The following is a 9925-nucleotide window of genomic DNA, read 5'->3' on the forward strand; positions in this document are numbered from 1 at the left end:
GCACCGCCGCTCTTTCCAGCCAGCCTCCTCCCGATCATCCGCCGGGATTTCGCTGCGGCGATTCCCCGCAGCCAGAATAGCAATCCGCCGCCACCCGCTATGCCAACACCCTCTGCGATTGTATCTGACGCATATATCTATATACTGTAGATACTGAACGGCGCACGATGGGAGAAACCGCATGGCAGGCCGGCTTTCGGGGAAGATCGTCCTCCTGTCGGGCGGAACCCGCGGCATGGGCGAGGCGCAGGTCCGCGGCATGGTGCGCGAGGGAGCAAAGGTCGTGTTCGGCGGCCGCGACCGGGCCGCAGGAACCGCCATTGCGGAATCGCTCGGCGGCAAGGCGCATTTCGTGCCGCTCGACGTCACCAGATCCGAAGACTGGAAGGCCGCGGCCGACTTCACGCTCGCGAAGTTCGGCCGGATCGACGGCCTCGTCAACAATGCCGGCGTCGGCGCCACGCGCCCGCTGGTCGACATCGACGATGCGGAATGGGCGGATATTCTCGCGGTCAACCAGAACGGCGTCTTCTTCGGCATGCGCGAGGGCGCCCGCGCGATGCTGCAATCGGGCGGCGGCGCGATCGTCAACGTCGCATCGCCCGCGGGCACCAAGGCCCATGCCAATCTGGTCGCCTATTCGGCCGCGAAAGCCGCGGTGATCGGCATGTCGCGCGCGGCCGCCAAGGAACTCGCGCCCAGCGGCATCCGCGTCAACGTCCTGATCCCGGGCTTTTTCGCGACGCGCCTGCTGACCGAAACGACGAACAGCGAGGCGCTCGTCCGCGGCGCGCAATTGACCCCGCTCGGCCGCGTCGCGCAGCCCGAGGAAAGCGTCGGCGCGGTGCTGTTCCTGCTCTCCGACGAAAGCAGCTTCGTGACCGGGACGCAGGTCGTCGTCGACGGCGGCTACACCGCCTGAGCGCCGCGCTCAGGCATTTTGTTCGAACGTCATCTGGCCTTCGGGCAGGGTCACCCACGGCAGCGCGGTCGCGGTCCAGATGCTGACCGCGGGCGCGAAGGGCGCGGGATCGTCGAGCGTCCCCGCCTTGACCACCAGCATGCCCCGCCCGTCGGTGGTCTCCGAAAAGATCGGCGAACCGCAGCGGCCGCAGAATTTGCGCAGCACCGGATTGCCCGACAGCGTGTCCGTATCCTCATAGACGGTGAGGTCGCCCTCGTGCGTCACGGCCGCGGCTTTGAAGAGCAGATTGACCGAAAAGGCGCTTCCCGACTGCTTGCGGCAATTGGTGCAATGGCATTGCGCGACCACCACGGGCGCGCCCTCGGCACGGTAGCGTATCGCCCCGCAATTGCATCCGCCCTCGATCATTGCGTCCGTTCCTTTCCGTAGCGAAATCTGAATCCGTCGAACAGCACGCGCAGCGTCTCGACGAACAGCGCCTCGTCGGCCACCGGCGATTTGGCGAGCGCCGCGGCCAGCAGCGGGTGACGGGCCGCATCGACCGGCGGCATCGCGGCATGGTCGTGCGCCTTCGCCGCGGCGTCGAAGAGCGCCTTGCCATAGGTCAGCTTTTCCAGCGCCTCGAGCACCGCGAGATGATGTTCGGGCGCATAGGGGCAATCCGACAGCGCGCGCTCATAGGCCCCCAGCATCAGCTCGCGTGGGAAGAAGCGCAGCATCAGCGGCCCGGCATGCGCATGATTCAGCATCACCCGGCGCGTCGCTACCGCCAGATCGATCGCCCGCTCTTCCCATGACGCGTCGGGCTGCTCGCCGCGCCCCACCTCGAACAACAGGGTCTTGGCGATCATGTGGAGCAATTCGTCGCGGTTCTTGAAATGATAATAGAGCGAGGGCGCCTGCACCCCCAGTTCGCGCGCCACCGCCTGCACCGTCAGCGCATCGAGCCCCTTGCGGTCGAGCAGGTCGATCGACACCTCGATCGCGGTTTCGCGCGTGATCAGCGGGGTCAGCGGCCGCCCCGGCCCCTTTTTCCGCTTCGCTTGGCTGGCGGGCAAATTCTTCCCTTTCCCTATCGGCATTAGGCCGACAGATGCCACGGCGAAGCCCGATTGGCCAGCCGCGAGGATCGGGAGCATGGGCGTCAGCGCGCCTGCCACACGGGCGGGCGCTTTTCGGCGAAGGCGCGCGGACCTTCGCGCGAGTCTTCCGAGGCGAAGACGGTACGCGTTTCCCGCTTGTTCGCTTCCCAATAATCGTCGTCGCTGGCGATCCGCCCTTCGGTGATGCCCATCGCGATGCGCTTGCTCGCCTGCACCGCAAGCGGGGCATTGACCGCAATGCGCTCGGCATAATCGAGCGCGGTGTCCATCAGCCGGCCAAGCGGCACGACCTCGTTCGCGAGCCCCAGGTCGAGCGCGCGCTGTGCCGAAATCGGCTCGCCGGTCAGCAGCAGCTGCATCGCGACCTTTTGCGGCAGCTGTTGGACGATGCGAAAGGCGCCGCCCGCCGCGGCGATGATGCCGCGCTTGACCTCGGGCAGCCCGAATTGCGCATGGTCGGCGGCGATCACCAGGTCCGACGCCAGCGCCAGTTCGGTGCCGCCGCCGAGCGCGAAGCCGTTGACCGCGGCGATGATCGGCTTGCCGATCGGGTGGCGGACGAAGCCCGCGAAACCCCAGGCGCGCTGCGCCTTGTCCTCGGGCTCCAGCCGCTCGCCGCGCGACAGCGCCTTGAGGTCGGCGCCCGCGCAAAAGGCCTGGTCGCCCGCCCCGGTGACGATCACGACACGGATCTCGGGATCGGCCTCGGCCCGTTCGAGCCCCTCGCCCAGCCCGGCATGGACGGCGGCGTTGACGGCATTGCGCGCCTCGGGGCGGTTGATCGTCAGGATCAGGATAGGACCGCGGCGTTCGGCGAGCACGGCGGGGGCATCGGTCATCTGTCTCTCCGGTTTTTACAGGCCCATTATCTTCGCGATGATGTTGCGCTGGATTTCGTTGGTTCCCGCATAGATCGAAGCCGCGCGTTCGCTGACGTAACGCATCGGCGCGATCGCTGCCTCGCGCGGACCGACGAAGTCGCCCTCGCCATGCGGGAAATGGACGGGCCCGGCCGAGACGCCGGCCTGCGGCTGATAGGCCAGGCCATAGCGGCCAGCCGCGAGCAGGCGCAGTTCGGTGATCCGCTGCTGCAATTCGGTACCGCGAATCTTCATCAGCGACGGGATCGCGGCCGGATAGCGCCCTGCCCCGGCATCGCTCATCGCGCGAAATTCGAAGATTTCGAGCGCCATCACGTCGATCCGCGCCTGCGCGATCGCATCGGCAAAAGCGGCATCGTCGATCAGCCGCCCGCCATCGTCGCCGCGTACTTCGCTGGCGAACTGCTCGATCTCGTCGAGGTCGATCTGCAACCCCGGCGCATAGGCCGCGCCGCCGCGCTCGAAATCGAGCAGATATTTGGCCACCGTCCAACCGTCGCCGATCGCGCCGACGACGTTCGCCTTGGGCACGCGCACCGCATCGAGGAAAATCTCGTTCTGGATGTTCTCGCCCGCGGGCGAGACAGTGGGCACGACGGTGACGCCGGGGCTGGTCATGTCGATCAGCAGGAAAGTTATGCCCTTCTGCGGCCGGTCGAGTGTCGCGGTGCGGACGAGGAAAAAGCCCCAGTTCGCCGCATGCGCATGCGTGCTCCACAATTTCTGGCCGGTAACGACCAGGTCGTCGCCATCCTCCTCGGCGCGGCATTGCAGGCTGGCGAGATCGGAGCCCGAGCCCGTCTCGGAATAACCCTGGCACCAGAAATGCTCGCCCGACAACATGCGCGGCAGGAAGAACGCCTTCTGCTCCGCGCTGCCATGGCCGATGATCGCGGGTCCGCACATCTGCACGCCCATCGGCGACACCGGCGGCGCACCCGCGGCGATGCGCTCGCGCTGCCAGATATAACGTTGCGCAAGGCTCCAGCCGGTGCCGCCATGTTCGACCGGCCAGGACGGCGCGACCCAGCCCTTTTCGTGCAATATCGCCTGCCAGGCGCGGGCATGGCGGGGATCGGCATAGACGCTGGTCATATGTGCCCCGCTCGCGCGCAGCTCGTCGGTCAGCTCGTTCGCCAGAAAGGCGCGCACCTCATCGCGAAAGGCGATCTCGTCGGCGCTCCAGGCGATGTCCATCGGCGCTCTCCTCAGGCCGCGCGCGACAGCGCGGCGAAACGACGGCGGTGCCAGTCGGCCGAGCCAAACTCGGTCTCGATCACGGTGGCGCGGCGGAAATAATGGGTTACCGCAACCTCGTCCGTCATGCCCATGCCGCCGTGAAGCTGGATCGCATTCTGGCCGATGAAGCGGCATGCGCTCGCCACGGTCACCTTCATCGCCGACACCGCACGCGCACGCTCGGCGGGCGAGGCGCCCAAGCTGAGCACCGCGCGGTAGACCGCCGAGGTCGCGAGTTCGAGCTGCATATACATATCGACCATGCGATGCTGGATAACCTGGAACGACGCGATCGCCTGCCCGAACTGGCGGCGTTCCTTGGTGAAGGCGATGGTGTCGTCGAGCATGACGCGCATCACGCCGAGTGCCTCGGCGCCGAGCATCGCGGCCCCGATATCGCACAACCGCTCGATCGCCTCGGCGCCGCGCGCAACGCGTGCATGGTCTGGCAATGCGACGGCGTCGAGCGTGACATCGGCGGCGCGGCGGCCGTCGATCGTCGGATAGGCTTGCTGCGAGACACCCACGGCGCCGGCCTCGACCAGGAACAGCGCGGGCTCCTCGCCGATGCGCGCGGTGACGAGCAGATGCGTCGCCATCGGCGCTGCGGTCGCCACGATCTTGCGCCCGTCGAGGCGCCATCCGACCGTGGTGCGCAGCGCGATGGTATCGCGCGGCAGGGTGTCGAAGCGCGTTTCGGCCTCGGCCCAGGCAAAGGCGAGGCGCAGGTCGCCGCGGGCGATCGCCGCCAGTTCGGTTTCATGGCCGGCGCCGAACGCCGACGCGCCGATCACCGCGGTTTCGAGATAGGGCTCGACGAGCAGATTGGCGCCAAGCTCGTCCATAACGACCATCATGTCGGTCGCATTGCCGCCGACGCCGCCCGCGGCTTCGGGCACGAGCAGGCCTAAAATGCCCAAATCGTCGGCGAGCCCGCGCCACAGCGATTCGCTCCAGCCGGACGCGCTGCGCGCATTCGCCGTTCGGACGGAAAACCCGTTGTTGCGCTGAAGATAACCGCGCAGCGCATCGCGCAACTGGCGCTGGTCGTCGGTGAAAGTGAAGTCCATCGGCAACTCTCCGTCGCGTGGCCGCTAACATAGAAGGCCGAAGCCCGCAAAAAGAATTAGTCGATTAATTAACTTTTCTTCGCGGCACGGATATGGCAAGCGCCGGGCAACGCCGACGGACCGTTTTCGCGCCGTCGCCCCATCGATCGAAGGAATATCCATGTCCAGTCGCCCGCTGTCCGGCATTCGCATCGTCGAGAGCGTGCAGGGACCGCTGGCGATGATCGGGCGCTATCTCGCGGACCTCGGCGCCGCGGTCGATTGCTTCGCCACCGATGCCGACGCCAGCGCAGAAGCGATCGTCGCCAATGCGGGCAAACGGACTCATACCGGCGATCCGAGCGGCCCATCCGCGGCGGCGGCGATCGAGAGCGCGCATATCGTCATTGCCGACCCCGCATCGGGCATCGACCTCGCCGCGCTCCGCCGCGATCGCCCCGCGCTTATCACCATGGCGGTGAGCGATTTCGGCGAGGACAGCCCGCTCGCCGGCTGGCGCGCGACCGGGCCGGTGCTGCATGCGCTGTCGGCGGTGCTGTCCCGCTCGGGCATCCGCGGGCGCGAGCCGTTGCTGCCGCCCGGCGACCTCGCCTATCAATGCGCCGCGCCGCAGGCGGTGTTCGCGCTGCTCGGCGCGCTCTATCGCGTGCTCGGTGGCGGCGACGGCGCGCATTTCGATTTTGCGGCGCTCGACGGCGCGGTGCAGGGGCTCGACCCGGGCTTCGGCATCAACGGCAGCGCGACCATGGGCAAGCCCGTCGGCCTCTTGCTGCGCGACCGGCCGCGCGCGGGGTTCCAATATCCGATCATGCGCTGCGCCGACGGCTATGTGCGCATCTGCCTGCTCGCCAGGCGCCAGTGGCGCGGCATGTTCCAGTGGATGGGCGAGCCCGAACAATTCGCCTCGCCCGATTTCGACCGCACCTCGCACCGCTATGCCTCGGCCGAGCTGCTCCCCTACATCGCCGGATTTTTCGCCGACAGGTGCCGCATCGATCTCGAACGCGAGGGGCAGCAGCATGGCGTGCCGATCGCCTCGGTGCTGACGCTCGGCGAGTTTCTCGACAGCGATCATGCCGCAGCGCGCGACGCGGTCACGACGCTGGATGACGGCACGCGGCTGCCCAATGGTTTCCTGACCATCGATGGCGAGCGTATGGGGCCGCTGTCCGCACCCGGCGATGCCGATTTCCCGGCAACGACCAATGCCCCTCCCCTCGCTCCGTTCGGCGATCTCAAGGTCCTCGACCTCGGCGTCATCGTCGTCGGCGCCGAGGGCGCACGGCTGCTCGGCGATTTCGGCGCCGATGTCATCAAGATCGAAAGCGGCGCCTTTCCCGACGGCAGTCGCCAATCCTATCTCGAGCATGGCATGTCGGTGAGCTTCGCCGCGGGCCACCGCAACAAGCGCAGCCTGGGCATCGACCTGCGCAGCGACGAAGGCCGCGCGCTCTTCCTCGACATGGTCCGGCAGGCCGACGTCGTCTGTTCGAACTTCAAGCCGGGGACGATGGAGAAGCTCGGCCTTGCCGAGGCCGTGCTGCGCGAGGCCAATCCGCGCATCGTCGTGTCCGAAAGCTCGGCCTTCGGCGACACCGGGCCGTGGAGCGGGCGCATGGGTTACGGCCCGCTCGTCCGCGCCTCGACCGGGCTGACGCTCGCCTGGCGCTACCCCGAGGATCCGCTCAGCTTCAGCGATTCGATCACCGTCTATCCCGACCATGTCGCGGGGCGCATCTGCGCAATCGGCGTCGCAGCGTTGCTGATCCGCCGCCTGCGCACCGGGCTGGGCGGGGTTGCCAAGGTCGCGCAGTCCGAAGTGATGATCGGCCATTTCGCCGCCGATGTCGTGCGCGGTACGCCCGCGGGCGGCGCGCCCATCGACTGGCCATGGGGCGTGTATCGCGCCGCGGGCGACGACGAATGGTGCGTGATCACGGTCGAGGGCGACGCCGACTGGGCAAAGCTGTGCCGGGCGATCGGCTATGACGAAGGCCTGGCCTTCGACAGCGCCGCTAAGCGCCTCGCCGCGCGCGCCGGCATCGATGCGGCGATCGAAGCCTGGACGAGCGGCCGCAGCCAGCACCAAGCCGCGGCAGTGCTGCAAGCGGCGGGGATCGCCGCAGCGCCGATGCTGCGTCTCGCCGAGCTGCCCGATTTCCCCTATTTCCGCGAACGCGGCTTCTACCGTGTCGAGGATCATCCCTGGTTGCAGGAAGATGTCGTGGGCGACGCCTATGTCGTGCGCACCGCCGACCTGCCCGCCCCGCCGCGGCGTCCTGCCCCGCTCAGCGGCGAGCAGAGCGCAGAGGTCATCGCCGACTGGCTCGGCATCGACGCGGCTGGCATCGAGCGGCTGAACGCAGGCGCCGTGCTCGAACCGCTCGCCGACGCGACGCGGCGGCAGGCCGAGGCGCATATGGCGAGCCCCGACCCGGTCACCGCAACGGGCTAATCGATGACGTGAAAATCTTCCGAGAGGAAGATCGGCGAATTGGGCAAGTCGATGAACTTCTTCTCGTCGGCAAGCAGCAGCGCGCCCGCGACGCGCCCCGCCTCGGTCGATCCCGCGGCCGCGAAGCTCGCCATATCGTCCCACCACAGCTGCGCGACGCCGTCAAAGTCGAGGCCGGTCGAACCGCGCACATCGGCGAGCGGAAAGGCGCCGGACAAGGACAGGCTGTGCGACTGGACATATTTGCGGATGCCGAGCGCCGCGCCATGCTCCCTGACCAAAGGCGCATGCTGGTTCCGCCAATAATCCTGGAACTCCCCGCGCGTCAGCCCGGGCAGCCGTTTCAGGCAAAAGGTCACTCGCAGCATCGTCATGTCTCCCATCGGTGCGGACCCTAGTCGCGTCCCGCACACTTCACCATTGCACGTCGACATCGAATCTATATAGTATAGATAAATGACGCAATGGCCGTGAGCAAAGCGGCGGGAAAGGATGGCAGGGGCGAATGACCTATCATTCGGCAACGGGGCCGATCGGCGCCGAAGGGCGCTATTGGGATGCGCTTCTTGAGGGGCGGCTCGAACTGCCGCGCTGCACGGGCTGCGGCAAATGGCACTGGCCCGCGGTGTGGCGCTGCGGCGCCTGCGGCGGCTGGGATCATGAGTGGGTCGAACAGCCGCTGACGGGCAGCGTCTTCACCTACACCCGCACCCACCACCCGTTCGGTGGCACCGAAGCCTTCGCCAAGCCCTTCGCGACGCTCGTCGTCACGCTCGATGCCATTCCCGTCCGCCTGGTCGGCGTGCTCGAAGGCGACGAGGCGGGCCTCGAGATCGGCGTCCCCGTCACCGGCACCATCGCGCGTACCGCCTTCGGCGACGCGCAGATCCCCGCCATCCGCTGGAGGCTCGCATGACCCCGAACCTGTCGGGCCTGGTTGCCGCCGCCGGCGTCGGTTATCGCCAGTACAAGCGCGGCACCGCGCCCGTCCCCGAACGCGGCGTGCTCGTCCGCGCGATCGTCGATGCGTGCGAGGATGCGGGTTTCGACCCCGCCGACGTCGACGGCTTCGTCTCCTATGGCGACGACAAGAACGAGCCGGTGCGGCTGATGCCCGACCTCGGCACCAGGGCGATCAACTGGTCGGCGCAGGTGTGGGGCGGCGGCGGCGGCGGCATCGCGGGCGCCTTCGGCATCGCGGCCTCGGCGATCCTGACCGGACAGGCCCGCGCGGTCGTCGTGTTCCGGGCATTGGTCGAGGGCAATAGCGGACGGCTGTCGGCAGCGGTGATGGCGCATCACCTCAACGACCATATGGTGTCGTCGGGCATCCTCGCCCCCGCGCAGGTCTGCGCGATGCGGGCGCAGCGGATGTTCGAATATCATGGCGTGCCCTATGAGCTGTGCGAAGAGCTGGTGCGGGCGTCCTATTATCATGGCAGCCGCAATCCCGAGGCGGTCGCCTATGGCAAGAGCTTCGACCATGAAGAATATCAGGGCTCGCGAATCATCGCCGAACCCTTCCACTTGTTCGATTGCAGCCGCGAGAACGACGGTGCGGGCGCGATCCTGATGGTGTCGACCGAGATGGCCCGCGACCTCAAAAAGAAGCCGGTGAAATTGCTGTCGGTCGCGCAGGGGACCGAGGCGGGTTATGGCGACCTCTTGGAAAATGACGCGACCGATCTCTATCCGACCGCCGGTTTCCGCGCGATCCGCGACCGGCTCTACGGGACCGCGGGATTGACCCCGGCGGATATCGACGTCGTCCAGCTCTACGAGAATTTCAGCGCGCAGGGCATCGCCTCGCTGATCGACCATGGCTTCTGCACCTATGAGAATGTCGCCGAGGTCGTGCGCTTCGAAAACCTGATCGCCCCATCGGGCAAGCTGCCGGTGAACACCTCGGGCGGCAACCTCGCGCATGGCTTCGTCCATGGCTTCGTCACCGCGGTCGAGGCGGTGCGCTGCCTGCGCGGCGAGAGCCCGAACCCGGTGCCGAATGCCCGCACCTGCCTGCTCGCGGGCGGTCCGGGGGCGCCGACGATCAGTTCGGCGATCTTCGGGGTGGATTAGGGGCTTTTGCGTCGAACGGCGGGTATGGGGCGGGAGCTGCCATCCTAATCCTCCCTGTCGCGCAGCGATGGGGAGGGGGACCATGCGAAGCATGGTGGAGGGGTGGTGGCCCCTAGCGCCGACGTTCTTCGCATCGACCCCTCCACCACCCTGCGGGCGGTCCCCCTCCCCACGGC

General features: G+C 67.5%; 10 protein-coding genes. 4 read left to right on the forward strand and 6 right to left on the reverse strand.

The window, feature by feature from the left end; translation table 11 throughout:
- The first annotated feature begins 181 nt into the window (after positions 1–181).
- Complete coding sequence (locus tag ATE62_RS12105; protein ID WP_058807688.1) at positions 182–922, forward strand: SDR family NAD(P)-dependent oxidoreductase; 741 nt, start codon at positions 182–184, stop codon at positions 920–922.
- Between the two features lie 9 nt (positions 923–931).
- Here the strand turns inward: ATE62_RS12105 and ATE62_RS12110 are convergent, their stop codons facing one another.
- The 5 genes from ATE62_RS12110 to ATE62_RS12130 form a co-directional block, all read right to left on the reverse strand.
- Entirely contained in the window at positions 932–1333 is a 402-nt protein-coding gene (locus ATE62_RS12110; RefSeq protein ID WP_058807687.1) for a GFA family protein, read from the reverse strand.
- On the reverse strand, positions 1330–1983 hold the full coding sequence (locus ATE62_RS12115; protein ID WP_197411645.1) for a TetR family transcriptional regulator: 654 nt from the start codon (positions 1981–1983) through the stop codon (positions 1330–1332). The genes ATE62_RS12110 and ATE62_RS12115 overlap by 4 nt, the downstream gene beginning before the upstream one ends.
- A gap of 86 nt (positions 1984–2069) precedes the next feature.
- The gene (locus ATE62_RS12120) at positions 2070–2867 is read right to left on the reverse strand and encodes a crotonase/enoyl-CoA hydratase family protein (protein WP_058807685.1); all 798 of its coding nucleotides are present in this window, start codon (positions 2865–2867) and stop codon (positions 2070–2072) included.
- 15 nt (positions 2868–2882) lie between these two features.
- Positions 2883–4106, reverse strand: coding sequence for an acyl-CoA dehydrogenase family protein (locus tag ATE62_RS12125; RefSeq protein ID WP_058807684.1), 1224 nt, complete (start codon positions 4104–4106; stop codon positions 2883–2885).
- 11 nt (positions 4107–4117) lie between these two features.
- Positions 4118–5218, reverse strand: a complete 1101-nt coding sequence (locus ATE62_RS12130) for an acyl-CoA dehydrogenase family protein (protein ID WP_058807683.1) — start codon at positions 5216–5218, stop codon at positions 4118–4120.
- A gap of 160 nt (positions 5219–5378) precedes the next feature.
- On the opposite strand from ATE62_RS12130, the gene ATE62_RS12135 reads away from it, so the two are divergent.
- The gene (locus tag ATE62_RS12135) at positions 5379–7673 is read left to right on the forward strand and encodes a CaiB/BaiF CoA-transferase family protein (protein WP_058807682.1); all 2295 of its coding nucleotides are present in this window, start codon (positions 5379–5381) and stop codon (positions 7671–7673) included.
- On the opposite strand, the gene ATE62_RS12140 is transcribed toward ATE62_RS12135, so the two are convergent.
- Positions 7670–8047, reverse strand: a complete 378-nt coding sequence (locus tag ATE62_RS12140; protein ID WP_197411644.1) for an EthD domain-containing protein — start codon at positions 8045–8047, stop codon at positions 7670–7672. The two genes, ATE62_RS12135 and ATE62_RS12140, sit on opposite strands and share 4 nt — an antisense overlap.
- Before the next feature lie 131 nt (positions 8048–8178).
- On the opposite strand from ATE62_RS12140, the gene ATE62_RS12145 reads away from it, so the two are divergent.
- The gene (locus tag ATE62_RS12145; protein WP_058807681.1) at positions 8179–8589 is read left to right on the forward strand and encodes a Zn-ribbon domain-containing OB-fold protein; all 411 of its coding nucleotides are present in this window, start codon (positions 8179–8181) and stop codon (positions 8587–8589) included.
- Complete coding sequence (locus ATE62_RS12150; protein ID WP_058807680.1) at positions 8586–9749, forward strand: thiolase C-terminal domain-containing protein; 1164 nt, start codon at positions 8586–8588, stop codon at positions 9747–9749. Before ATE62_RS12145 ends, ATE62_RS12150 begins: the two co-directional genes overlap by 4 nt.
- Positions 9750–9925 lie beyond the last annotated feature (176 nt).

The sequence above is a fragment of the Sphingopyxis sp. HIX genome (assembly GCF_001468285.1).
Taxonomy (GTDB): Bacteria; Pseudomonadota; Alphaproteobacteria; order Sphingomonadales; family Sphingomonadaceae; genus Sphingopyxis.

Bases quoted from the DNA above. Each gene is read 5' to 3' on its own strand.
- ATE62_RS12105 (WP_058807688.1), top strand. From the start codon at position 182: ATGGCAGGCCGGCTTTCGGGGAAGATCGTCCTCCTGTCGGGCGGAACC.
- ATE62_RS12110 (WP_058807687.1), bottom strand. From the start codon at position 1,333: ATGATCGAGGGCGGATGCAATTGCGGGGCGATACGCTACCGTGCCGAG.
- ATE62_RS12120 (WP_058807685.1), bottom strand. From the start codon at position 2,867: ATGACCGATGCCCCCGCCGTGCTCGCCGAACGCCGCGGTCCTATCCTG.
- ATE62_RS12125 (WP_058807684.1), bottom strand. From the start codon at position 4,106: ATGGACATCGCCTGGAGCGCCGACGAGATCGCCTTTCGCGATGAGGTG.
- ATE62_RS12130 (WP_058807683.1), bottom strand. From the start codon at position 5,218: ATGGACTTCACTTTCACCGACGACCAGCGCCAGTTGCGCGATGCGCTG.
- ATE62_RS12135 (WP_058807682.1), top strand. From the start codon at position 5,379: ATGTCCAGTCGCCCGCTGTCCGGCATTCGCATCGTCGAGAGCGTGCAG.
- ATE62_RS12140 (WP_197411644.1), bottom strand. From the start codon at position 8,047: ATGACGATGCTGCGAGTGACCTTTTGCCTGAAACGGCTGCCCGGGCTG.
- ATE62_RS12145 (WP_058807681.1), top strand. From the start codon at position 8,179: ATGACCTATCATTCGGCAACGGGGCCGATCGGCGCCGAAGGGCGCTAT.
- ATE62_RS12150 (WP_058807680.1), top strand. From the start codon at position 8,586: ATGACCCCGAACCTGTCGGGCCTGGTTGCCGCCGCCGGCGTCGGTTAT.